The organism is Rhodanobacter glycinis, from assembly GCF_006438785.1.
Lineage (GTDB): Bacteria > Pseudomonadota > Gammaproteobacteria > Xanthomonadales > Rhodanobacteraceae > Rhodanobacter > Rhodanobacter glycinis_A.
In genome coordinates this window covers 793,657-817,819 of the sequence record NZ_RCZB01000001.1, presented here as the reverse complement: position 1 = coordinate 817,819, position 24,163 = coordinate 793,657, and the positions used below count along the sequence as shown (strand labels likewise).

At 65.5% G+C, this 24,163-nt stretch carries 20 protein-coding genes; 7 read left to right on the top strand and 13 right to left on the bottom strand.

What is annotated here, in order from left to right; translation table 11 throughout:
• Window positions 1-81: 81 nt before the first annotated feature.
• The gene (locus EAH75_RS04015; protein WP_241668878.1) at window positions 82-483 is read right to left on the bottom strand and encodes a carboxypeptidase-like regulatory domain-containing protein; all 402 of its coding nucleotides are present in this window, start codon (window positions 481-483) and stop codon (window positions 82-84) included.
• Window positions 484-1,069: 586 nt separating this feature from the next.
• On the opposite strand from EAH75_RS04015, the gene EAH75_RS04010 reads away from it, so the two are divergent.
• Complete coding sequence (locus tag EAH75_RS04010; protein ID WP_140804327.1) at window positions 1,070-1,771, top strand: pirin family protein; 702 nt, start codon at window positions 1,070-1,072, stop codon at window positions 1,769-1,771.
• A gap of 52 nt (window positions 1,772-1,823) precedes the next feature.
• On the opposite strand, the gene EAH75_RS04005 is transcribed toward EAH75_RS04010, so the two are convergent.
• From EAH75_RS04005 to EAH75_RS03995, 3 genes are read right to left on the bottom strand one after another with little or no spacing between them, the layout of a single operon-like run.
• Window positions 1,824-4,247 (bottom strand): GH92 family glycosyl hydrolase, encoded by a 2,424-nt coding sequence (locus EAH75_RS04005; RefSeq protein WP_140804325.1) that lies wholly within the window; start codon window positions 4,245-4,247, stop codon window positions 1,824-1,826.
• Between the two features lie 40 nt (window positions 4,248-4,287).
• A complete protein-coding gene (locus tag EAH75_RS04000; RefSeq protein ID WP_170212694.1) occupies window positions 4,288-5,724 on the bottom strand; it encodes a glycoside hydrolase family 125 protein in 1,437 nt (478 codons plus the stop codon).
• Complete coding sequence (locus EAH75_RS03995; RefSeq protein WP_428993500.1) at window positions 5,724-8,420, bottom strand: beta-mannosidase; 2,697 nt, start codon at window positions 8,418-8,420, stop codon at window positions 5,724-5,726. The genes EAH75_RS04000 and EAH75_RS03995 overlap by 1 nt, the downstream gene beginning before the upstream one ends.
• A gap of 218 nt (window positions 8,421-8,638) precedes the next feature.
• Between EAH75_RS03995 and EAH75_RS03990 the strand changes: the two genes are divergently transcribed.
• The 5 genes from EAH75_RS03990 to EAH75_RS03970 all read left to right on the top strand — a co-directional run bounded on the left by EAH75_RS03990 (window position 8,639) and on the right by EAH75_RS03970 (window position 12,870).
• Window positions 8,639-9,640 (top strand): NAD(P)H-quinone oxidoreductase, encoded by a 1,002-nt coding sequence (locus tag EAH75_RS03990; protein ID WP_140655467.1) that lies wholly within the window; start codon window positions 8,639-8,641, stop codon window positions 9,638-9,640.
• A gap of 93 nt (window positions 9,641-9,733) precedes the next feature.
• Window positions 9,734-10,813: a bifunctional DNA-binding transcriptional regulator/O6-methylguanine-DNA methyltransferase Ada gene (ada, locus tag EAH75_RS03985; protein WP_140655407.1), complete on the top strand. Its 1,080-nt coding sequence runs from the start codon at window positions 9,734-9,736 to the stop codon at window positions 10,811-10,813.
• Window positions 10,810-11,556: a 2OG-Fe(II) oxygenase gene (locus tag EAH75_RS03980; protein ID WP_140655405.1), complete on the top strand. Its 747-nt coding sequence runs from the start codon at window positions 10,810-10,812 to the stop codon at window positions 11,554-11,556. Before ada ends, EAH75_RS03980 begins: the two co-directional genes overlap by 4 nt.
• The gene (alkB, locus tag EAH75_RS03975) at window positions 11,553-12,209 is read left to right on the top strand and encodes a DNA oxidative demethylase AlkB (protein WP_140655403.1); all 657 of its coding nucleotides are present in this window, start codon (window positions 11,553-11,555) and stop codon (window positions 12,207-12,209) included. Before EAH75_RS03980 ends, alkB begins: the two co-directional genes overlap by 4 nt.
• A gap of 19 nt (window positions 12,210-12,228) precedes the next feature.
• Window positions 12,229-12,870 carry a DNA-3-methyladenine glycosylase family protein gene (locus tag EAH75_RS03970; protein ID WP_140804319.1) on the top strand — a complete coding sequence of 214 codons (642 nt, stop codon included), beginning with the start codon at window positions 12,229-12,231 and terminating at the stop codon, window positions 12,868-12,870.
• A gap of 5 nt (window positions 12,871-12,875) precedes the next feature.
• On the opposite strand, the gene EAH75_RS03965 is transcribed toward EAH75_RS03970, so the two are convergent.
• The 5 genes from EAH75_RS03965 to EAH75_RS03945 form a co-directional block, all read right to left on the bottom strand.
• Window positions 12,876-13,295: a DUF2231 domain-containing protein gene (locus EAH75_RS03965; RefSeq protein WP_140655396.1), complete on the bottom strand. Its 420-nt coding sequence runs from the start codon at window positions 13,293-13,295 to the stop codon at window positions 12,876-12,878.
• 3 nt (window positions 13,296-13,298) lie between these two features.
• Window positions 13,299-13,640, bottom strand: a complete 342-nt coding sequence (locus EAH75_RS03960; protein WP_170212254.1) for a hypothetical protein — start codon at window positions 13,638-13,640, stop codon at window positions 13,299-13,301.
• Window positions 13,641-13,749: 109 nt separating this feature from the next.
• On the bottom strand, window positions 13,750-14,958 hold the full coding sequence (locus EAH75_RS03955; RefSeq protein WP_140655389.1) for a hypothetical protein: 1,209 nt from the start codon (window positions 14,956-14,958) through the stop codon (window positions 13,750-13,752).
• Window positions 14,958-17,315 (bottom strand): putative bifunctional diguanylate cyclase/phosphodiesterase, encoded by a 2,358-nt coding sequence (locus EAH75_RS03950; RefSeq protein ID WP_140655385.1) that lies wholly within the window; start codon window positions 17,313-17,315, stop codon window positions 14,958-14,960. The genes EAH75_RS03955 and EAH75_RS03950 overlap by 1 nt, the downstream gene beginning before the upstream one ends.
• Window positions 17,316-17,322: 7 nt before the next feature.
• On the bottom strand, window positions 17,323-18,054 hold the full coding sequence (locus EAH75_RS03945; RefSeq protein ID WP_140655381.1) for a hypothetical protein: 732 nt from the start codon (window positions 18,052-18,054) through the stop codon (window positions 17,323-17,325).
• A gap of 82 nt (window positions 18,055-18,136) precedes the next feature.
• On the opposite strand from EAH75_RS03945, the gene EAH75_RS03940 reads away from it, so the two are divergent.
• Complete coding sequence (locus tag EAH75_RS03940; RefSeq protein WP_140655378.1) at window positions 18,137-19,060, top strand: MBL fold metallo-hydrolase; 924 nt, start codon at window positions 18,137-18,139, stop codon at window positions 19,058-19,060.
• 23 nt (window positions 19,061-19,083) lie between these two features.
• Here EAH75_RS03940 and bla read toward each other — a convergent pair whose 3' ends face one another.
• The 4 genes from bla to pbpC all read right to left on the bottom strand — a co-directional run bounded on the left by bla (window position 19,084) and on the right by pbpC (window position 24,159).
• On the bottom strand, window positions 19,084-19,962 hold the full coding sequence (bla, locus tag EAH75_RS03935; RefSeq protein WP_140655375.1) for a subclass B3 metallo-beta-lactamase: 879 nt from the start codon (window positions 19,960-19,962) through the stop codon (window positions 19,084-19,086).
• Window positions 19,963-20,058: 96 nt separating this feature from the next.
• Entirely contained in the window at window positions 20,059-20,406 is a 348-nt protein-coding gene (locus EAH75_RS03930) for a tRNA-binding protein (RefSeq protein ID WP_140655372.1), read from the bottom strand.
• On the bottom strand, window positions 20,403-21,692 hold the full coding sequence (locus EAH75_RS03925; protein ID WP_140655367.1) for an NAD(P)/FAD-dependent oxidoreductase: 1,290 nt from the start codon (window positions 21,690-21,692) through the stop codon (window positions 20,403-20,405). The genes EAH75_RS03930 and EAH75_RS03925 overlap by 4 nt, the downstream gene beginning before the upstream one ends.
• 73 nt (window positions 21,693-21,765) lie before the next feature.
• The gene (pbpC, locus tag EAH75_RS03920; RefSeq protein ID WP_140655364.1) at window positions 21,766-24,159 is read right to left on the bottom strand and encodes a penicillin-binding protein 1C; all 2,394 of its coding nucleotides are present in this window, start codon (window positions 24,157-24,159) and stop codon (window positions 21,766-21,768) included.
• Between the last annotated feature and the right edge of the window lie 4 nt (window positions 24,160-24,163).

Sequence of the window (24,163 nt, the reverse complement as noted above, 5' to 3'; positions counted from 1 at the left end):
CTGGCTGCAGCCAGGCTGCGTGTTTACCTGCCTCCCTGGTAGTGCACAGAAAGCTGACCCGGTCAGGGCCCGTTCGGCGCTTTACTGATTGCCTGCCGATTCCGTGCACTGGCCTTGGGAACAGGGAAAGTCGACCTTGATGCCGCGACCCACGGTGAGCTGGACGTTGTTGTGCTGCAGAACGGGAGTGCCATCCTTCTCCAGCGTTACCGTATACACGCCAACCGGCAGCGCGCCGATGTTGTAGCGACCCTTGGCGTCTGCCTGGACATGACGGCTGAGTCCCGTCGTGGTGCTTTTCGCGGTGATGGTCTGGCCTGCCGGCGCGATGCCAAAGACATTGCCCGCGGTAGATTGTGCATTGACTGCAGCGGAACCGACCACGCCACCGATACCGATGATGACCGCCATTGCCAGACTCCACACGGAGAAGGCGCGGCGACGCATGGGATGGTTGTGTTTGATGTGCATGCTGTTGTTCATGTGACTTCCTTATTTCATTACGACCATGGGGATACGAGCCTGCAGAACTCACTTTCGGCGATTGGCTCATGGGGAATACCGGACGGTTCTATCTGCCTGCCATGCATACAACTGAACACTGCACGCGGCTTCATTTCGCTCGCCGTCCACAGCCATCTGGCGAATGGCTAACGCCAAATACCAGCTGGCCGAGCGCAGCCTATGCCGACCCATATCTTTGTCGAAGGGTCAAAGGTCATGCATCAACGCAACGCGCTTGAGAGAACAATCGGCATGCCATATCCGGCGTCGTGGCAGCGGTGTCCTCACACCCCGCTTTCCCTCTCTCAGATCAATGTGGCCCGCTTTTTTGCAGGTCAGCCTGATCGACGTGACGTGTCCTTGAAAAGCGTGCGACGGATGGCCGAGATCGCGCCACACGCAGCGTTGCAAGGCGCGGGGAAGAACACGCCGCGACCGGGAAAGCGCATGCAAATCCGCAATCCGGTGACAGTCCGTTTCTCAAATGATCATTTCAAGTTGATGTGCACAGCTCTATGTTGTCCGCCATGCGCCATGGCGGCGCCATGGCACCCGGAGAATCACCATGATTGAACGCAGACCCTTCGACAGTCTGGGCGGAGCCGACCACGGCTGGCTCAAGGCCAAACATCATTTCTCGTTCGCCAGCTACAACGATCCCGGCCGCATGGGCTGGGGCGCGCTGCGCGTGTGGAACGACGACACCATCGCGCCGCAGACGGGCTTTCCGCCGCATCCGCACGCGGACATGGAGATCATCACCTACGTGCGCGAGGGGGCGATCACCCACCGCGACAACCTCGGCAACGAAGGCCGCACCGAGGCGGGCGACGTGCAGGTGATGAGCGCCGGCAGCGGCATCACCCATTCGGAATACAACGTGGAGCCGGGCACCACTCGTATCTTCCAGATCTGGATCATTCCCGACGAAAGCGGCAAGCCGCCGTCGTGGGGCGCACGGCCGTTTCCGAAGGGCGAACGTTCGGGCCGTTTCGTGGCACTCGCCAGCGGCTTCAAGGAGGACACCGAGGCCCTGCCCTTGCGCACCGACGCCCGCGTGCTCGGCGCCACGCTGAAGGCCGGCGACACCGTCGACTACACGCTGGAGTCCAGCCGCTACGCGTATCTGGTGCCGTCCACCGGCGCCGTGGAAATCAACGGCACCCGGCTCGACGCGCGCGATGGCGCGGCGATTCGCGACGAGTCCGTACTGCGCATCACTGCCATCGAGGATGCCGAGCTGGTGCTGGTCGACACCGCGGCCTGACCAGTGGTTGTTGAGGGCTGTCCAGCCCTCAACAACGCGCCACGGTACCTGGCTAACCGGCCGCTTTGCCGAACGACGGCGGCCGATCCGCCGGAGCCGCGCCGAACTCGATATTCGGCGTGCTGCCCATCTGGAACACCAGGGTTCCGCCGGCGGCCAGCTCGGCATGGCTGATCCAGCTGCGGCTCCACGGCTGGCCGTTCCAGCTGACCGACTGGATGTACGGACTCTCCGGTCCGTTGCCCGGCGCCAGCACCATCAGCTTGCGCCGACCGGCCAGCTCGATCTCTGCACGATCGACCAGTGGGCTGCCGAACACGTAGTTCGCACTGACCGGATCGACCGCATACAGGCCCAGCGCACTGAGCACGTACCAGGCGCTGGTCTGGCCGCAGTCCTCGTTGCCGGCGAGTCCGTCCGGCTGCGCCTCGTACATGCTTTCAAGCAGCATGCGCACACGCGCCTGCGTCTTGTGGTGCGCGCCGGTGTACGCGTACAGGTAGGCCACGTGGTGGCTGGGTTCGTTGCCGTGCGCGTATTGGCCGACCATGCCGGCGATGTCCGGCGGCGCGTCGGCCGGCAACGCCGAGCTGGTGTTGAACAGTGCATCCAGCTTGCGCTCGAAGGCCCGCTCGCCACCGAACAGCTTCATGTATTCGTACAGATCGTGCTGGTTGAGGAAGCTCGCCTGCCACGCGTTCGACTCGGTGAAGTCGCGCCATTTCGCGGCGTGGCCCATGCCGCGCGGATCGAATGGTTCCAGCCAGCGGCCGTCGCTGGCGCGTGGCCGCACGAAGCCCAGCTTGCGGTCGAACACGTGCCGGTAATTGCGCGATCGGTGACGCAGCCGGGTGGCGTCGGCGTGCGCGCCGGCAGCATCGGCGATATGCGCGACGGCCCAGTCGTCGTAGGCGTATTCGAGCGTCTTGCTGACCGCCTCGCCTTCCCTGTCGCTGGGGATGTAGCCCAGCTTGCGGTAGAACGTCAGGCCACGATAATCGTCGTCCATCGCGCGCTTGCGGAACAGCGGCCACGCCTTCGCGTAGTCGATGCCGGTGAAGCCTTTCGCATGCGCCTCGGCTACCACCACCGCCGAGTGGTAACCGATCATGCAGCCGGTCTCCACGCCCTGCAGCGGCCATACCGGCGGGCCGTCGGGACTCTCGCCGGCCATCCGCACCAGGCCGTTGACCAGATCCGGCACGCGATCGGGCTGGTACAGGGTGAGCAGCGGATGCTGCGCCCGGTAGGTGTCCCACAGCGAGTAGGTGCTGTAGTTGTTGGCACCCTGCGGCAACTGGTGCACCGCCAGGTCCATGCCGCGATAGCGGCCGTCCACATCGCTGAACAGGGTCGGCGCCAGCATGGTGTGATACAGCGAGGTGTAGAAAATGCTGCGCACGTCTTCGGACACCGTGTCGATGCGGATGCGGCCGAGCTCGCGTTCCCATGCCGCGGCGGCGGCGCCACGCACCTGCTCGAAATCCCAGCCCGGAATCTCCGCATCGAGATTGCGCAGCGCGCCCGCCACGTCGACGCCGGAAATGCCGACCTTCACCAGCAGTGGTGCGCTGGCGATGTTGTCGACATGCAGCGCAGCCTTCAGGTGTGTGCCGTGCGCTTCGCCGGTGCCCGCGGGTAGCGGGGCATCCTCGACGTACAACGTGGCCTGGGCGATGGGCCGCGACAGCTTCATCGCGAAATAAATGTGCCGGCCGCCGGCCCACTGATGCACACGACGCTCGCCGACCAGGGTGTCGTTGCCGACCAGTTTCAGCCGCGCGTCGCTGACCTTGCACGGCACCGCGGCATCGTCGTGATAGCCGTGCGCGAGGTCGACCAGCAGGTGGCCGCCGCCCTCGCCCCGGAACGTGTAGCGATGCAGCCCCGCGCGCAGCGTCGTGGTCAGCTCGGCGAGGATGTCGTGATCCTTCAGGTGCACCTGGTAGTAGCCGGGCTGCGCCTGCTCGCGGTCGTAGCGCGAACGGTAGCCCGGCCCGGGCTGCACCTCGCTGTCGGCGGCAAGCCCGGCACCAGCGGCCGCGCCATCGTGGCGTGAATGGTAGTTCTGCTCCGGCAAGCCGCGCGCGCCGGGCTGCAGCAGCACCGGCCCCTGCGCCGGCATCACCAGCACGTCGAGCATGTCGCTGGCGCCGGTGCCGCTCAGATGCGTGTGCGAGAAACCCATGATCGAGCCGTCGCCCTGGTGATAGCCCGAGCAGGCATCCCAGTTCGCGTCGTTGGTATCCGGGCTCAGCTGCACCATGCCGAACGGCAGCGAGGCGCCGGGATAGACGTGGCCGTGGCCGCCGGTACCGATGAAGACATCGACATGCCGCGCAAAGCCATCCGGCGCGGGTGCCGGCGACATCGCACTGCCACTGCGGGGCGCCGCGAATGCAGCCAGCGGTTCAAGCCGGCTGCCGAGCAGGCTCAGTGCGGCTGCGCCTTGCAGGAAACGTCTGCGTGTCACCATGGTGCGTTCTCCATTGCGTATTCGGGATGGCTCGGGGTATTCATGCGCGCCGCAACAGCTCCGGTCGCTGCGCCGCCAGTTGCACGATCAGTTCGCCGAACAGGGTATTGGCCCAGGCGAACCACGTGCGGGTGAAGTGTGCCGGATCGTCCTGATCGAAGGCCTCGTGCATGAAGCCGGTGCCGGCGTGGGTGGTCTTCAGCCAGTGCAGGCATTGGCGGATCTCGCCGTCGTCGTCACTGGTCAATCCGCGCATGATGATCGACATCGGCCAGATCATGCGCAAGCCCTCATGCGGACCGCCGATGCCCTGCGCTGCGCTGCCGTGGAAGAAATACGGGTTGCGCGAACTCCATGCCAGCTCGCGACTGCGCCGGTAGCGCGCATCGTCGCTGCGGCAACAGCGGAGGTAGGCCAGGCTTGACAAGCCCGGTGCGTTGGCGTCGTCCATGAACAACTGATTGCCATAGCCATCGACTTCGTAGGCCCAGAACTCGTTGCCGTGCTCGTCGTGCATCACGCCGAACTCCTGCAGCGCACGCTCGATCTCGTCGGCCAGTGCGTTGCACTCGGTGGCGAAGGCGCGGTCGTCGTGCAGCGCCGTTGCCAGTTGCGCCAGCTGTCGCAACGAGCTCACCGCGAACAGGTTGCCGGGGATCGACAGCAGATAGATGCAGGCGTCGTCCGACGGACGGAACATCGCATGGATCAGCCCGACGGCACGGGTCGGATTGCCGTAGCCGCCGAGGAACTGGGTATCGGTCGGGTTGGCCGAAGGTCGCTGGAAGTGGTATGGACCGGGACCGTGCTTGCGCTGCTGTTCGCGGAAGGTCGCCAGCACCGCATGCATCGCGGCGCGCCAGTCATCATCGAACGGCCGACGGTCGCCGGTGGCCTGCCAGTAGGCATGCGCGAGCCGGATCGGATAGCACAGCGAGTCGATCTCCCATTTGCGTTCGGCCACGCCCGCATGCATCTCGGTGAGGTCCTGTTGCGCCCACGACAGCGGTGTCTTCGCCTGCGGGTCGGGCAGGAACGCATTGGCGTACGGGTCGATCGAGATGCACAGCGCATGGCGCCGGATCAGGCCGCGAAACAGCCGGCGCAGTGATTCGTCGTGCGCCGCCAGCGGCACGTATGGCCACACTTGCGCGGAGGAATCACGCAGCCACATCGCATCGATATCGCCGGTGACGATGAAGGTGTCCGGCTTGCCATGCAGGCTGCCCAGCTGCACCGTGGTGTCCAGCGTGTTCGGGTAGCAGTTCTCGAACAGCCACGCCAGTTCGGGGTCGCCGATCTTCGCCTTGGTGCGGGCGATTAGCGCTTCCACGGCCGGACTGACGAACTTGCGCTGGCCGATCGGCGGGCGATGACTGATATAGCGCGGCGCAGCCTGTGCCATCGGCATGCGTCCCAGCATCACGCCACCGGCGGCGCCGGCCATCAACTTCAGCAGGGAGCGGCGCGAAGTAATCATGGTCGTGCCGTCTCCGGGGTGGTTGGTGCGCTTTCGCGCATGGTGGCACCGAACAGCGAACGCACATGCAGTGCATCGCGCAACGATGCAATGCCAGCCGTGCCGGTGACCTGCAGTTCGACATGCTCACCGGGCAACAGGTCGAACGCATTGTCGGAGACCTGCGCATCGAGCGTACCGAAATCGATCCAGACCTCGCGCGCAAGGCGCTCCGCACGCACCTTCAGCACGATGCCGTGGCCGCTGTCGACGAGCTCGGCGTGCAGCCCCGGATCGGGCAGCTGCAATCTGAGTGCAGGCTCGAAGTAGAGCAGATGACGCGATAGCAGCCTGCCCTGCCCGACCAGTTCGAACACGGCGAAGCTGCGCTGCGGATCGGTGCCCTGCAGCAGCGCCGCATCGGTCAGCTCGGCGGCACGGCTGCTGGCCAGCACAGGCACATGCACCGTGTCGACATGCTCGTGCAGCAGCCGTCCATCCATGTCCATCACGCGCGTGCGCAACTGCGCATCCAGCGGCGTGGTTCGATCGGAAACCAGAAACACTTCGGTGCGCCCGTCGCGGCGGATCGGCGCCACCCGCAGCGGCGCGTAGAAACGGCGCGCATGGAATTGCAGCGCCTTCCAGCGCCCGAAATAATCGATGCTGGACCACGATGCCCCGGGCCATACGTCGTTGAGCTGCCAGTACAGCGAGCCCATGCTTTGCGGTCGCGCGCTGCGCAGATGATCCGCGGCCAGCTCGATGCCCTCGGCCTGCATCACCTGGCTGAGGTAGATGAAGGAGGCGAAATCCTTCGGCTCGCCGTAGTACTTGCGGATGTAGAGCAGCAGGCGCTGGTTGCCATTGCCGCCGTCGAATTTCTGGTGCGCGCGCATCACCGGCGAATCCGGCGACAGGTCGGCCGGCGCGGCGAAGGTCTGGATCGTCGCCAGCGCCGGCAACGACTGCAGGCCGTACTCGGACTGGAACCGCGGCGTGGTCTTCAGATAGTCCTCGATCGGTGCGGAGCCGGCCCAGACATCCCATACATGCATGTCGCCGTCATCCGGCACGTTGGCGGGTCCGTCGAAATCCGTGCTCGGCGAACTGGCCCAGTACGGCACGTCCGGCGCGTAGCGCTGCACCACACCGCGCAAGGTTTCGCCGAACAGAGTGCGCATGCCGCGCTCGACGCGCGCGCGTTCGGCCGGTCCGATCGCCTGTGCGAACGCCTTCCGATCCGGCCAGGACTCCCAGCCCGTCTGCACTTCGTTGTTGCCGCACCACAACACGATGCTGGGATGGTCGCGCAGGCGCATGACCTGCTCGGTCGCCTCGATCCGCGTGTTCTCGCGGAACGCGTCGTCATACGGCGGAACCGCGCCGCCGAACATGAAGTCCTGCCAGATCATCAGGCCTAGCCGGTCGGCCATCGCGTAGAACGCATCGCTCTGGTAGTAGCCGCCTCCCCACACGCGCAGCATGTTCATGTTGGCGTCGCGCGCGGACTGCAGGATCTGCTGCATGCGCGCCTCGGTGACGCGCTCGGGAAAGCTGTCGAACGGAATCAGGTTGGCGCCCTTGGCGAAGATCGGCACGCCGTTGACCACGAAGGCGAAGCTGCGCCCCCAGCGATCACGCTGCCGCCGCAGTTCCACACTGCGCAGTCCGGTGTCGCGCTCGCTGCTGGCGACGATCTTTCCGTCGACGACGACATCGGCGTGGAAGTGATACAGATTCGGCGCACCGTAGCCGGCCGGCCACCAGCGTTGCGGGTGTTCGATGCGCACGGGCAGATCGAGATGGTTGTCGCCCGCCTCCAGCGATTTCTCCAGCGTCGTGCTGTGAGGAATGCCGTCGGGCGCACTCCACGTCAGCTGCAGCCGGGCTTTGCCAGCATGGTCGGCACGGATATCGAACTGCGCCAGCAACTGCGCGACATCCGCATCGACATGCTGCTGCGCGATATGGAAATCCGCCAGCCGCAGATCGTCCCAGCTTTCCAGATGCACCGGCTGCCAGATGCCCTCGGTGACGTAGCGCGGACCCCAGTCCCAGCCGTACTGGTAATTGGCCTTGCGCACGTAGTTGGACGTCTGCCGGCCTTTCGGCTCGTCGCCGAACGCGGAATCGAATTCGCCCGGCAACGCATGGGGCTGCCGCAGCAGCCATGGCTGCAGCCGGGTGATCGGCGAATGCAGCGTGACCAGCAGCGTGTTGCCACCTGCGTGCAGCACGTCCTTCACCGGCACCCGCCAGCGTCGGAACATGTTGTCGGCGGCCAGCAGCTCGCGGCCATTGAGCGAGACATCGGCAAAGGTATCCAGCCCATCGAAGACCAGGTCCACGTGATCGCGCCGCAGCGTCGCTTCATCGACCGTCAGCGGCAATTGATACTGCCAGTCCGCCAGGCCGATCCATCGCAGCCGGGCCTCGTTGTCCCGATCGAACGGGCCGCCGATCGCACCGGCGGCCAGCAGGTCGGTCTGCACGCTGCCCGGCACGCGGGCGGTGCGCCATGCTGCCGCTTCCGGATGCGCCTGCACGGCTGCCGAGCCGGGCAGCAGGCGAAAGCGCCAACCTGTAGCGAGCGTCTGCGTGGCCGCCATGACCGTGCCCACGCTGCATGCCCATGCGAACAGGACCAGGATCGCCATGCGCCCACGCAGGAAGACCGCGGCGGTTGAGGAGACATCCCTGCCCTGTCGCATCCCATGCTTCGTCATGCGCGAGCCTTTGGCCAGATGATATGGCGCCGTTGCGGATTTTCCATGCAACGACTCCATGAAGGTATACGCGATCAGGCGCGCGGTAAATCTGACTTTCCGCACGGGTCGAGCCTCCCGTGCCGTGCAATGCGGACACTTGATATATCGCGCATCGGCGCCAGTGTCTGATTACTGATTCACCAGGCGAAACCGTCATGACCATGCGAGCCATCGAGATCACCCGCTTCGGCGCACCGGACGTCCTGCAGCTGGCGCGGCGCCCGATCCCGCAAGCCGGGCCGGGCGAGGTGCTGATCAAGGTAGCGGCATCCGGCGTGAACCGGCCGGACGTGTTCCAGCGACAGGGGCATTACGCACCGCCACCGGATGCGTCCGACCTGCCCGGCCTGGAGGTGGCCGGCGAACTGGTGGATGGCGACTTCGATGGGGACAACCCGTTCGGCCTCAGACGTGGCAATGCCGTGTGCGCCCTGCTCGCCGGCGGCGGCTACGCGGAATACGTGGTGGCGCCGCTGGCGCAGTGCCTGCCGGTGCCGGGCGGACTGTCGCTGATCGAGGCGGCCGCGTTGCCGGAGAATTACTTCACCGTGTGGAGCAACGTGTTCGATCGCGGCCAGCTCGGTCATGGCGAAGGCGGCATCCACGAAACCCTGCTGGTGCAGGGTGGTTCCAGCGGCATCGGCGTCACTGCGATCCAGCTGGCGCATGCGTTCGGTCATCGCGTATTCGCCACCGCCGGCAGCGCGGAGAAGTGCGCGGCGTGCGTGCAGCTCGGTGCAGAGCTCGCGATCAACTACCGCGACGAGGATTTTGTCGCGGTGGTGAAACAGGTCACCGATGGCCGCGGCGTGGACGTGATCCTCGACATGGTCGCTGGCGATTACATTCCGCGCGAAATCGACGCATTGGCCGAAGGCGGCCGGTTGGTCTTGATCGCCACGCTGGGCGGCAGCAAGGCCGGCATCGACGCGGCGACGATCATGCGCCGCCGGCTCACCCTCACCGGTTCGACGCTGCGGGTGCGCCCGGTCGCGTTCAAGGGCGCGCTTGCCCGCCAGCTGCACGACAAGGTCTGGCCGTTGCTCGAGGCTGGCAAGCTGCGGCCGGTGATCCATCAGGTGTTCCCGGCTGCCGAGGCGGCCCAGGCGCATGCGCTGATGGAAAGCAGCGCGCATATCGGCAAGCTCGTGCTGCAATGGTGAATCACACGAATTCAAGCGCAAGACCCGGAGTGTCGCAGGCACCACCGATCCGTAGATTGGGCAGCACGCGATAATCTATCGGAGAGAACTCCCATGAAAACGTCTGACAAACATGCCTCACTTGCCGCCACCACACAGGCTGACCCGCGCTGGGCCGCGGTGCAGGCGCGCGATGCACGCGCCGACGGCACGTTCTTCTATTCCGTCAGGACCACCCGCGTGTACTGCCGTCCTTCCTGCGGCGCTCGCCCGGCCCGACCCGAAAACGTGGCGTTTCACGATACCGCTGCCGCGGCGGAGCGCGCCGGCTTTCGTCCATGCAAGCGCTGCAAGCCGGACCAGCTGTCGTTGCCGGAACAGCACGCCGCCATGGTCACCGAAGCCTGCCGGCTGATCGAGAACGCTGAGACACCGCCCACGCTCGAACAGCTGACGAAACCGAGTGGCCTGAGCCCGTTCCATTTCCACCGCGTGTTCAAGGCTGTCACCGGATTGACGCCAAAGCAGTACGCCACAGCCCATCGCGCCAGCCGCGTGCGCAGCGAACTGGATCGGGGCGGCAGCGTGACCGAAGCGATCTTCGACGCCGGCTACAACGCCAGCAGCCGATTCTACGAGTCGTCGAACCAGATGCTCGGCATGACGCCGTCCAGCTATCGCGCTGGCGGTGTCGACCACGACATCCGCTTCGCGATCGGTGAATGCTCGCTGGGCGCCATCCTGGTCGCGCAGAGCGGGCGCGGCGTCTGCGCAATCCTGTTCGGCGACGATCCGGATGCGCTGGCCCGCGACCTGCAGGATCGCTTTCCCAAGGCTAACCTGATCGGGGGCGATCACGCGTTCGAGCAGTTGGTGGCGCGGGTGGTCGGTTTCGTCGAAGCGCCGGCGCTCGGCCTCGACCTGCCACTGGATGTGCGCGGTACCGCGTTCCAGCAGCGTGTATGGCAGGCGCTGCGCGACATACCAGCTGGCGTCACCGTCAGTTACAGCGACATTGCTCGACGCATCGGCTCGCCCAAAGCCGTGCGTGCGGTAGCCGGAGCCTGTGCAGCGAACATGCTGGCGGTGGCGATCCCCTGCCATCGTGTGGTGCGCAATGACGGCGGCCTGTCCGGCTATCGCTGGGGCGTGGAACGCAAGCGCGTCCTGCTCGCACGCGAGGCGCAGGCATGAGCGCACAGCTGCGCGCGATGCCCGTCGCGACGACGGATGACGCCGGTATGCGGTTGCAGGTTTTCGACTGGGCCGGCATCGCAGACGACCTCGACGCACAGGGTTGCGCGATGCTCGAAGCCCTGCTGTCGCCGCAGGAATGCCGCGCCTTGGCCGCCCTCTACGCGGACGACAGGCTCTTCCGCAGTCGTGTCGTGATGGGCCGGCACGGCTTCGGACGCGGTGAGTACAAGTACTTCGGCTATCCGTTGCCGGACACGGTGGCCGCCCTGCGCACCGCAATCTATCCGCGACTGGCGCCGATCGCGAACCGCTGGAATGCAGCGATGGGGATCGACGTGCGATACCCGGACACGCACACCGAGTTCATCGAGCGCTGCCACGTCGCCGGCCAGCAGCGCCCCACGCTGCTGCTGCTGCAATACGGTGCGGATGACTACAACTGCCTGCATCAGGATTTGTACGGCGAACATGTATTCCCGCTGCAGCTCGCGATCCTGCTGTCCGAACCGGAACGCGATTTCAGTGGCGGCGAGTTCGTGCTGACCGAGCAGCGCCCGCGCATGCAGTCGCGGCCGCAAGTGGTGCCGCTGCGCCAAGGTGATGCCGTGGTATTCGCGGTGCACCAGCGTCCAGTGCAGGGTACGCGCGGTAGCTACCGGGTGAATCTGCGGCATGGCGTGAGCAGGATACGCAGCGGTCATCGGCATACGCTGGGCATCATCTTTCACGACGCCACATGATCACGACCGATCTGTTTCCCGCTGTGCCCGATCCCTCGCGCCGGGACGAACCACTGTGCGATGGCGCCGCAGTGCTGCGCGGGTTTGCGCTGGCGAACGAGCCGCCGCTGCTGCAGGCGATCGACACCATCGCGGCGCAGGCGCCGTTCCGTCACCTGATCACGCCGGGCGGCTTCCGCATGTCGGTGGGCATGACCAATGCCGGCCCGCTGGGCTGGGTCAGCGACCGGCGCGGTTATCGCTACGACCCGATCGATCCGGATAGCGGCCAACCGTGGCCGCCAATGCCTGATGTCTTTCTGGAACTGGCTGGAGCCGCCGCCGCACAAGCCGGCTTTTCCGGTTTCGTGCCGGATGCCTGCCTGATCAACCGCTACGAACCGGGCACCCGGCTGACCCTGCATCAGGATCGCAACGAGCGCGACTTCGAGCAGCCGATCGTTTCCGTATCGCTGGGCATTCCGGCCGTGTTCCTGTTCGGCGGCATGCAGCGCACGGATCGCGCGATGCGCGTGCCACTGGCCCATGGCGATGTGGTCGTATGGGGCGGCCCGGCGCGGCTGCGTTACCACGGCGTGCTGCCGCTCAAGCCGAATCTTCACCAGGCGTTCGGCGAATGCCGCATCAACCTGACGTTTCGTCGTGCCGGTTAGCAAGGGAAGTCCCGCTCCGATGAAAAGCCGCAAGCCATCATCCGCCGATGCGTCGAAGTATCTGGCATCGATCGACGCCGACTGGGCGCGGCTGGTGGCGCAGCTCGGCCCCTGCGGCCACGAACCGAAACCCGCGCGCGAACCATTCGAGGCACTGGTACGCGCGGTGGCGTATCAACAGTTGCACGTCAAGGCAGGCGACGCGATTCTCGCTCGCCTGCTGGCGCTTTATCCGCAGCAACCGTTTCCGCCGCCGTCGCAATTGCTCGATACCGGTTTCGACGCCATGCGTGCCTGCGGTTTCTCGGCGCGCAAGATCGAAACGATCCACGGCATCGCCGCCGCCACGTTGAGCGGCGTGGTACCGGATCTCGCCGCAGCACAACTGCTGCCGGACGACGAACTCATCGCACGGCTGAGCGCGCTGAAAGGCATCGGCCGCTGGACGGTGGAAATGTTCCTGATCTACAGCCTGGCCCGGCCCGACATCCTGCCGGTGGACGATTTCGGTGTGCGTGAAGGCTACCGGCTGCTGAAGTCGCTCGACCTGGCGCCCGCGCCGAAGGCGATGGCGCTGATCGGCCAGGCCTGGAGCCCGCATCGCACCGCTGCCGCCTGGTATCTGTGGCGCGTGCCGCGACCGACAAAGGCGAAAGGCTGAACCCGCTACGGCGGACTGACGCCTAGCCGATGCCCATACACCAGCTTGCCGCCGAGCCAACCCGCCGCGGCCAGAAACAGGAAACCCAGCACGCTCATTCCGATCGCAAGGAGGCCCGGTTCGATGAGATGAGTACCTTGCAGACGCAGGAACAGACTGGCCGTATAGAAGGCCAGCGCGCACATCACCACGATCATGTGCCGGTTGACATCCTTGATCGCCGGGTTGTCTTCGGCAACCTTGGCCAGTTCGAGAAAACCGGCCAGCATGGCGGGGATCGAGAAACCGATCCCCGCCACCAGTAACACGCCGGCAAGGCGCCACGCCGGTTCACCCCAGACCAGGCTGGCAAGATCCGCCACTGTCGCCAGCGACCAGCAGGCGATCGGAAAATGAACCAGCGCGGGATGGAGTGGATGGCGCATGGCTCAACCCAGCAGGAGGCTGAGCAGGGTCAGGAAACCGGCCACCGCGACACCGGCATGCACGAACACCACAGCCTTCGGCGCGACCTGCTTGCGCAGGTGGAACGAGGCAAGGAAGAAACCACCCAGCGCGGCGACCACCAGCAGACCCAGCGCCGCGGTGAGGCGACCGGGCGCGGCGCCCTTGAGCACCTCGATGATCAGCAACACCAGGCCGCTGGCACCCAGCAGCGCGTGCAATACCGAGATCGCCCACGGCGCCAGCTTGCCACGCAGAACGCTGGAAGCCAGCACCAGACCGCCGATGGCGGCGATCGCAAAAATCAGAACTGCATAGAGCAACATGTCGTCTTCCCCTGGTTGCATCGCATTGATGAAATGGAATCGCTACAGATCGGATGCGCCAGCGCACAGGAGGTTCCCGTGTCGCGCAAGGATGTCCTTCGCCGGTCGCTCAATAGATCAACCGTATGCCCAGCTGTATCTGGGTAATCGCTGACGCCGCCGGCAATCCGGCATCCACGCGCTGCGTCCGCACGCTGTCGATACGCAGCACTTCGGCGGTCAACCGCAGCCATTCGCGGGGACGCCAGTTGAGTGCCGCCGTGATGGCATTGCCGTGCTCACCCTGGGCGATCCCCGGATCGGAATGGGGGGCGCGTGTACTGAAGTGCTCGATGCGAAGCGTGGGACGCCAGGCGCCGCGATTCCATCCGGCCAGCAGGAAAGCCGAGCCGAAGTGTGTCTCGAACTGGAGTCCGTGCAGCGGTTCGATCACCGTGCCGCCATCCATCGCCTGGGTGATCCAGGTGACCGGGCCGGTGTCGGCGGTGGCGCCCAGGGTCCAGAAGTACGTGTGCCAGGCAAACACGCCGCTATCGCTGTGTGCTGCTGGATCGGCGCGATTGTCATAGCGCATCAGGCTCACGCTGCCGCGGCCCGGCGCACGCCAGCTCAGGTCGGCGTACCAGCCATTGCGGTTGCCGATGTTCTGGAACGGATCGTAGCGGCCGGGTGGTTGCCGGCCGTCTTGGCGCACCATTGCATCGGGTTCGCGCAGGCGGCTGCCCAGGCCATAGGTGAGATCGCTGAGCGACCAGCCCCGGATGGCCAGCAGGTTGCCGGCCGGATCGTTGTGCCGGAACAGCGCGCTGCGCAGCTCCCAGGTATCGGCGTCGCCACGCCACTCGACATGCCCCTCCGCACCGACCGCGCGCAATTCTTCGCCCACCCAGCTGTTGATGGCCGACGGCGTGAGCGTCCATGGGCTGGTCCAGCCGATCGCCTCGTTCTCCAATGAGATCGGCGGAATGAAGGCGCCGGCCTGCACCGACCAGCGCCAGCGCGAGAGCGATACCGGGCGGTAGCGCAGGTACGCCTCGACCACACTCATGCTGGGGTAATCGGTGTTCTGGAACTGCACCTCGGCCAACGCCAGCAGCGCCGGCGTGAACTGGGCGGCGCCGACGAGGCCGGCACCACCGAAACGGACATCGACACCGCCATTGCCAAAGCGTGTCTTGCCAAGGCCGCCATGCGTCCAGCTGGATTCATCGGGTGCAGCGACCAGCCGTCCGTCCAGCCAGGCATGCAGCTTGAAATCCTGTGCGCAGGCAGCGGACGAGGACAGCCCCAGCAGGCACAACAGCCATGCGCAGCGCATCACCGCAACAATCCTGCGGATACGTGACCGGCCTGCCCGGCAACGAATGCAGCGAAGGCATCGACCGGCATCGGCCGGGCAACGAAAAAGCCTTGTGCATGATCGCAGCCGATCGAAGCCAGATAATCCTGCGCGCCCTGGTCCTCCACGCCTTCCGCAGTGACGCGGTAACCCAGCCGGTGGCTCAGGTCGACGATGGAACGCACGATGATCTGGTCGTTCGTATCGGTGGCCAGATGCTTCACGAACATCTGATCGATCTTCAATTCACTGACCGGCAGGTGCCGCAGGTAGGCGAAGGTGGATTGCCCCACGCCGAAATCATCGATGGCGATGCCGATGCCCTGCCCGGCCAGCCGGCGCAGGATCCGGATCGCGGTATCCGACTCGCCGATCACCGCGCGCTCGGTCACCTCGACCGTGAGATGGCTGGCCGGTATCTGGTGGATCGACAGCAGCCGGCCAATCCGCTCCGGCAGCTCGGCCTCCTCCAGGTCGCGGGCCGACAGGTTCACCGCGATATGCAATGGCAAACCCTGCTCGATCCACTGCTGCGCCTGCGCCAGTGCGCTTGCCAACACCCAGCGTGTCACCCGGTGGATATTGCCGGTGTCCTCGGCCATGCCGATGAACGCCTCGGGCGATACCCAGCCGCGCCGGGGATGATTCCAGCGCAGCAACGCCTCGGCACCACCGAACCGACCGCTGGCGAGGTCCAGTTTGGGCTGGTAGTACAGCGACAGCCCGTTGCAGTCGAGTGCCTCGCGCAGGTCGCCCATCAGTGACAGACGCTCCGGACGATGCGGATCGGTGGCGGCGTCGTAGAAACTCAATGCGCTGGCCGAGCCACTGGCAGCGAACTGCGCCACCTCGGCATGACGCAGCAAGGTGCTGGCCTGCACGCTGCTCAACGGCGCCATCGCGATGCCTACCGAGGGCAGCCGGTCGATGCTGAGGTCGGTTTCCTGGTAAGGCTCGTTGAGTACATCGAGGATGCGCAGGGCCACCGCGACAGCGGCTGCCTGGTCGGCCGACGACAGCCACAGCATGAACTGCGTGTCGCTGGCGCGCGCAAGATAGGCGCCGGCCGCAACCCGCTGGATCCGCTCACTGGTATCACGCATCAGGCGATCGCACAGCGCGTGCCCCATCGTCTTGACGATCTCCGGCACGCGGGTGAGGCCGATCATCAGCAGCGCACCCCGATTGCCATCATCGGCGGCGAGGGCATGGTCGATGATGGTTTCGGCCGCCACGCGATTGGGCAGGTCCGTGACGCTGTCATGCATGGCCTGGTGGCGGATGCGCAGCTCGCGCTGGCGGACTGCCTCGGTCATGCTGCCGAAGGCGCTGGCCAGCTGCCCGATCTCGTCGTGCCGCTGCATGCCCGGCGCTGCGCGATAGTCGCCGGCCGCGATGCGTCGCACGGTGGTGGCGAGCAATTCGATCGGGCGCGATACGCTGCGCGCGGTGAACCATGCACCGAGCAAGCCCACGCCCAGACCCAACGCCAGCAGCGTGGCCCAGGCGATCGCCACGGAGCGGAACGGGCTCAGCGCGTCGTCCAGCGAATAGCCCAATACGGCCACCACCGGAGTGCCCTGCTTCGGCTGCTTGAGGCGCTGCGCGAGCACCATGTACTCCTTGCCACCAACCTTGGTCAGCAGTGGCTTCCACGGCAAGGCATGGTGTGCGGCGGAGAGGCTGTCGACCAGCCCGGATCGGCGGTCGCCGCGCGCTACGACCGTCCAGCGGCCGGATGCCGACTGCGCTGCCAGCTCGATGTCGCGCGGCAGCGCGGAAAGTTGCTGCATGTGGGTCAGCAAGGCGTCGTCCAACGGCACGTTCACCACCACCAGACCCACCGGCTGAGGTGCGTAGATCGGCACCACCACCATCCACGAAGCCTGGCCATCCAGCGCCACCACCGCGGCGGTGCGGCGGTTGTAGGCACTGTCGATCAGGTCGGGAAAGGGAAAGCGCCCTGGCGCGGTGGCGACTGCGCCGGTGTCGGCCTCCACCGTTCCGTCCAGATCGATCAGCAGCATGCGCGACGCTCCCACCCGGCGACCATGGTTGCGCAGCACCGACAGCACCGTGCCACGATCGCGTTCGGCGATGGCCGAGCGCAGGGCGTAATCGAGCGAGAGCACTTCAACGTTGCCGGCTACCCGCGCCGAGATGTCGTCCATCTGCGCCACGAACGCCTGGGCATTGGCAGTCAGCTGGCGCTCGCCTTCCGTCACCAGTGCGCGCCGGGTCACCTCGTAGACAAGCCCTGCGGTCAGCAGCTGCACTGCCACCAGGGTAGCCACGAAGAACAGCGCGAGACGAAGCCGGAAGCCCATGGTTCGCATGGCAGACTCAGTAGTCCAGATGCTCGCGATCCATGGACATGCGCGGATCGGGCATCAGCGACAACGTGAAAGCCAGATGCAGCACATCCGCATCACTTGCGATGGTCACCTTCTGGATAGGCTCCGGATGCCCGGGGTGCAATTGCGGATGCCATACATGTGCCGTGTAGTGGCCCGGGGCAAGATGGCTGAGCATGGCATCGCCGCCATGGCTGGACATGGTCGTCGCCGGCACCGCTGACACAAACAGGTAGGCGATCATGTGGTCGTGGATGTTGCATCCGACTGCGGCGATGCCGGTCTTGTCCATGCTGAGTTCCGGCGAGCTTTCACCGGGGCGCAGCACGAACTCGAACGTCCTGATGGCCGCGAATGAATACACGTGGTGGCGCGTGGTGTCGCTGTTGCGAAATACAACCTTGTCACCGGGTCTAAGCACCTGCACGTACGGAATGAAGGTCTCGTTGCGCTGGTCAATGATGTGCGTAACCGGACGTTCGGGCACAGGAGCCGTGGCTGGCGCTGCGTCCGTCGTCAACATGACCACGGCATCGTTCACCGCATGGCCCTGGCCATCGCTGAGGTGAACGGTGACTTCCGCTGCCATGGATGACCAGGCAGACCCGAGCAGGAGCGACGCGACAACGAGCAGGCAACGCATTGACGGATTCCCCGATTCCCCATCGGCAACTAGCCTACCGCAGTTTTGTCCGCGCGCCGGGCGCGGTGACTGCGCCAACGTCACTTTGCCCGACCAAGGTGCAAGTGCCGGCTGCGTGGCGACTTGCTACCCTCATGGATCGGCCAACCACGAGGCAGGCATGATTTCCGTCCACGGCATCCACACCATCGATACCGGTTTTGTGCGGCCGCGGTTCGACGCGGCATATCTGATCGTTGAGAAGGGACGCGGCGCGTTCATCGACTGCGGCACCAACCTTGCCGTACCACGCCTGCTGGCGGCACTGCACGACGCCGGGATCACAGCCGCCGATGTGGACTGGCTGATCCTCACCCACGTGCATCTGGATCATGCCGGCGGCGCTGGCGAGTTGATCGCGCGCTTGCCGAACGCGCGACTGGTGGTGCATCCGCGCGGGGCACGGCACATGATCGATCCATCGGTATTGTGGGCCGGCGCCAGTGCGGTATATGGCGAGGCGGTGATGGAAGAGACCTACGGCCGACTGCGCCCGATCCCGGTCGAACGCGTGATCGAGGCCGCGGACGGTCACGTGGTGGAGCTGGCGGGTCGACCGCTGTTGTGCATCGACACGCCCGGCCATGCGAAGCATCACCTCACTGTCCATGACAAGCGCGCCAACGTGTGTTTCACCGGCGACGTGTTCGGGCTGTCGTACCGCGATTTCGACACCGCCAGCGGGGCATTCATCCTGCCCACCACCTCGCCGGTGCAGTTCGATCCAGCGGCGCTGCACGCGTCCATCGACCGCCTGGTCGCGCTGAAGCCCGCCGCGATGTACCTCACCCACTATGGTCGGGTGGAGCACGTGGAGAAGCTCGCAGCCGACCTGCACGCACAGATCGACGCGATGGTTGAGCTTGCCCGCACCGCGCACGGCAAACCCGATCGGCATGTCGTGCTGATGGAATCGCTCACTGACCTCTACCTTGCCCGTGCGGAAGCCCACGGCTGGAACCGGGGGCGCGACGTGTTGCGCCAGCTGCTGGGCATGGACATCGAGCTGAATGCGCAGGGGCTGGAGGTGTGGCTGGACCGCTGACCATTGCGCAAGCCGGCGACGGATCACTTGCCGGTTGCGTGCGCGTCCTGCCGCTCCGTCACCAGCCGTTCCTCGAAGCGTGGGCGCGCCGCCGCGGCATACGCGCGGCAGGCACCGGCGTCGATCAAGGGCGCCGGCGAACGGCTGCGATCACGTGCGGCGATCTTCTGCATGAAGCCGCTGGCGTCCGGATGCGGGGTGATCAGGATGTCGCAGGGCAAGGCGGCGACGGTCGCGAACGACTGGCGAAAGCTCGCGACCCGCGCCGCATCATCGCTGTAACGAAAGCCGTCGCGGCCGAGTGCGGTGAGGCTGTCGACGTAGGCCAGGGTCAGGCAATTTGCCTTTTCGCAGGAACGCCAGGTCCACGAGGTACTGCCTGGCGTGTGACCCGGCGTGTAGTGCGCGACGATCGTGATCGGCCCCACTCGCTCGGTTCCTCCATCAGCAACCACCTTGACCTTGCTGACCGCTGGATAGCGTGTCGCCATGCCGTATTGCGGATCATCCGGATCATCGCCGCCCGAACGCAGCTCTTTGGCGCCCGCCACACTCGCCGCCACGGTGGCGCCGCTGTCGCGCGCCAGCTGCGCAATCGCCCCGGCATGATCGGAGTGGGCGTGCGAATTGAGGATCAGCTTGATGTCGCGCAGCCGGAAGCCGAGTGCGCGGATATTCGCCTCGATCTGCGCCGCATTCTCTTCCAGCGTGCCGTCGATCAGCACATGTCCCTGCGGCGAGGTGACCAGGATCGCGCTCAGCCCCTGGGTGCCCACGTACCAGCTGTTGCCGTAGATGCGAAACGGCTGCCGCGACTGGCTCCAGCTGGCATCGTGCGCATGCGTCAGGCTTGTCGCGAACAGGGCGGCGCCGATCCACAGCGTGCGGAGGATGGGATTCATGCTGGACTCCATGGCGGGGAAAGGCGTCATGGTGGTCAACGATGGTGCGCACGTGCTGGCACGTTGCTGGCAAATCGCGGGCAACGCAAATCCGCCTCAGGCCAGCCGCGTGCCGTTCGGCACGGGTCGCTCGATCGCCGTGACCACCACGCCTGCATCGGTGTGGAACCCGGTCAGCAGGAATTGCGAGCGGAACGGGCCGATCTGTTTCTCCGGGAAGTTGATCACGCCGAGGATCTGCCGGCCGACCAACTCCTCAGCGCTGTACAACGCGGCGATTTGCGCGCTGGTCTTCTTCTCGCCATGCGGGCCGAAATCCACCCACACTTTCCACGCCGGCTTGCGCGCTTCGGGGAATGCTTCCACCCGCGTCACCGTGCCGGCGACAATCAACACCTTCTCGAAATCGGCCCAGCTGATTTCTGCGGAATCTGCTTCAGTCATCCTTCCAGCCTCGCCTTCAACCAGTCACGGCCCTGTTGCCACCAGTACGTGGCTTGCGCGCCAAGATAACCGAACGGCCGGTGCGTGCTGCTCAGGCCATAGTCGGTAAATTGTTTCCAGCGATCATCGCCTTCGGCAATCGCCGCCGCCAGCAGTTCGCCGGCGGCACAGGTCGGCGCCAGCCCGTGGCCACCGAACGCCTGCGCCCACCATAGGCCATTGTCGATGCCACCGATCTGTGGCATCTGATGCCTGGCGTAGCTCATCAGACCTGACCATGCATAGTCGACTTTGACGTCCTGCAATTGCGGGAATACCAGTAGCAGGTCTTTCGTCAGCAACCGCTGCACCGCTTGCGGCGAACGGTTGAGGATCGAGATGCGGCCGCCCCACAGCAGCCGCGTATCCGGCAAAGCGCGGTAGTAGTCGAACGCGAAACGACTGTCGTAGACAGCCGCACGGGTATGCAGGCAATCATCCATACGATGACCCAGCGGCTCGGTCACCATCACGTAGGTCGCGATCGGCAGGATCGCCCGATCGATGGATTTCTGCAGGCCAGCCAGATAACCGCCGCACGCCAGTACGACCTGATCGACCAGCAAATCGCCTTGCGTGGTGCGCACACGCCATTGCAGGCCATCGCGCGTGAGGCTGCGGACGCCACTGTTCTCATGGATGCGCACGCCGTGCCCGACTGCCGCCGCGGCAAGACCAATCGCGTAATTGAGCGGATGCAGATGCAAGGCGTCACGCTCGTAAAGGCCGTCGTGGTAACGCTCGCTGCGGACGCGCTCGCGCAGTTCGGCCTTGGGCAGCCATTGCCACTGCACGCCGTAATGCTCGGCCAGCAGTTGCTGGCGCTGGCGCAACACGGCAGGGTCGCGGAACCAGTTGGCCCAGATGACGCCCTCGTCGACTACATCGCACGCAATGGCATAGTCGGTGATGCGCTGGCGGATGCGTTGCACCGCCTCGGTGGTGAGCTTGAACAAGGCCTGCGCATGCGCTTCGCCCAGTTGATCCAGCAGCGATTGCTCACCCAGCGAATACCCGGCAAACACGAAGCCGCCATTGCGACCGGACGCGCCGAAGCCGATCTGTTCGCGCTCCAGCAACACCACGTCGCGCACGCCGCGCTCGGCCAGTCCCAGCGCCGTGTTCAATCCCGCAAAACCGCCGCCGATGATGGCCACTCGCGCATGCTGCCTGCCTTGCAATGGAGCAAAACTTTCGTACGGCACGGCCGTGGCACGGTAATAGGATGTGGCCTGGGATGGCGACATGGGGCGGCGGACATCTTGGGTGTGGTGCTGAGACAGCAAGCATAGCGCAGCGTTCCAGGCGCCACCCGTGCGGCTACTCAACCAATCCAACAGTCAGCGGTCGCTGGTCGCTGCGACCGTGATCGTCGACCACCCGCACGTTGTAGCTGCCAGCCGTCTGCGGTTGCCAGAACAGCGATTCGCCCGGTGCACTGCGGCCAACATAGGCATCGTCGACGAACCAGTACAACGCATGCGCGTCGGCATCCGTCGTGGCCACGAAGGCGATGCGCTCCTGCCCGAGCTGGGCCAGCCGCATCGCATAGGTGCTGCCACGCAGCGGCGAGGTGATCTGCGGCGGATCGCCATCGGGCATGCCGGCATTTCTGCAATAGACGTTCTGCGGTGGTTTGCGACGCGGAATGCCGGCCTGCGCAAACACGTGCTGCAGGTCGGACGGCCAGAACTCGTAGACCTCGACATGGGTACGCTTGCCGGCATACGGCGGGCACGCCGGCTGGCCGCTGGCGTCGTCGATCACCACCGGTCGATGCACGTTGCTGACGCGGATCGGCGACTTGCCTGGAATGAACCAAGTCATGCCCTTCTGCGGACACCACTGGTTCGGCAGATCGCCGCTGGCGAGACATATCTGCACGCGCTTGAGGTTGGCCGGCATGTGCCGGATCGGCTCGGACAACTGCGGGCGTTCGGCGCGCAAGGCGTCGATGATCTGGAAGAACAGCGGCGCCGCGGCCTCCGCACCGACGAAGGCGGGATTGCCGGTGCTGTCGAAATTGCCCACCCACACCACCAACACGTAAGGGCCGAAGCTGCCGGCCGTCCACGCATCACGAAACGCCCAGGACGTGCCGGTCTTCCAGTACACCGGCAGGTGCGAGGGTTGCGCGCCAGTGGTCTCGTCCGGACGCGGGTTTTTCCGCAGCATGTCCATCACCATGAAGCTGGCTTCCTCGCTGAGCATGCGCGTGCCGGCGACCTGTGGTTCGTCGGCGAGCAGGCGCAGCGGCTTCAGTTCGCCGCGGTTGGCCAGCATCGCGTACAGGCCGGCGAGCTCCTGCATGGTCACCTCGCCTCCGCCAAGTACCAGGGCCAGCCCGTAATGCTTCTCGCTGGCCATGCGGCTGATCCCGGCGTCGCGCAGGAACTGGTAGAGGCTCGGCTGCCGCAACTGCGAGGCCACCCACACGGCGGGAATGTTGCGGCTGCGGATCAACGCATCGGTGGCAGTGATCGGACCGAAGAAATGGCCATCGAAGTTCTCCGGCGTATACGGGCCGAACGAGGTCGGCACATCGCGCAGCACGGTCTGCGGATGCAGCACGCCCTGGTCGAAACCCAGCGCGTAGATGAAGGGCTTGAGGGTGGAACCGGGCGAACGCTTGGCCAGCGTGCCGTTGACCTGGCCCTGGATCGTGCGGTCGAAATAATCCGCCGAACCCACCATCGCCTTGACGCCCATGTCACGCGTGTCGACCAGGATCGCCGTCGCGTTGCGGATGCCGCGCGACCCGTTGTGGGCGACGTATTGCGTGATCTGGCGTTCCAGCGTGTGCTGCAGGTCCAGATCGAGCGTGCTGACCACACGCTGGTCGCCAGCGTCGCCCTCGATCTGCCGTTTCGCCAGGATCTGCTCCACCGCGTGCGGCGCCTCGAACGGCAATTGCGACAGCGGGCGAAGATTCAGCGGCAGCGCGAACAGCGGCTTCAGCGCAGCGTCCTTCGGATGATTGCGCAGCCAGCTGGCGTAGAGCCGGTTGCGCGATGCCGCCAGTCGCGGATTGATCAGGTTGTCGGCGGCAGCGCTTTGCAGTCGTCGCGTCGGATCCTGCGGAATCACCGCGAGGGTCAACGCCTCGGGCAGGCTCAGCGCACTTGCCTGCTTGTTGAAATACGCCAGGCTCGCCGTGCCCACGCCCTCGACATTGCGGCCATAGGGCGCGGCATTGAGGTACGCCTCGAGGATCTGTCGCTTGGAATAGAACAGCTCCAGCTGGACGGCCCGCGCGATCTGCCGCAGCTTGCCCAGTGGCGAGCGTGTATTGAGCTGCCACAGCAACCGCGCCAGCTGCATGGTGACGGTCGAGCCGCCTTGCGGATTGCCGTTACGCACGTAGGTGATCCATGCGCCGCGTGCCAGCCCATACGGATTGATGCCGGGATGCAGCCAGTACCAGCGATCCTCGTGCAGCAGTACGCCATCGACCAGTTGTGGCGAGATTTCTGCCAGTGGAACCCACAGCCGATAACGGTCGTCGCTGGCTAGGGTCAACCGCAGCAGTTGGCCATGGTCGTCGTAAACAGCGGTGGAGGAAGGTTGCCAGTCGCGCAGCGACGGATGCGGCCACAGCCGGCACCCTACCAGCACGGCGACGATCAGCAAGATACCGACCAGCCAGTTCTGCCAGCGGCGCAACCACTCCAGCATGCCGCGCGACAGGCGATTGAGCGAAATGGACGGGTTCATGGCT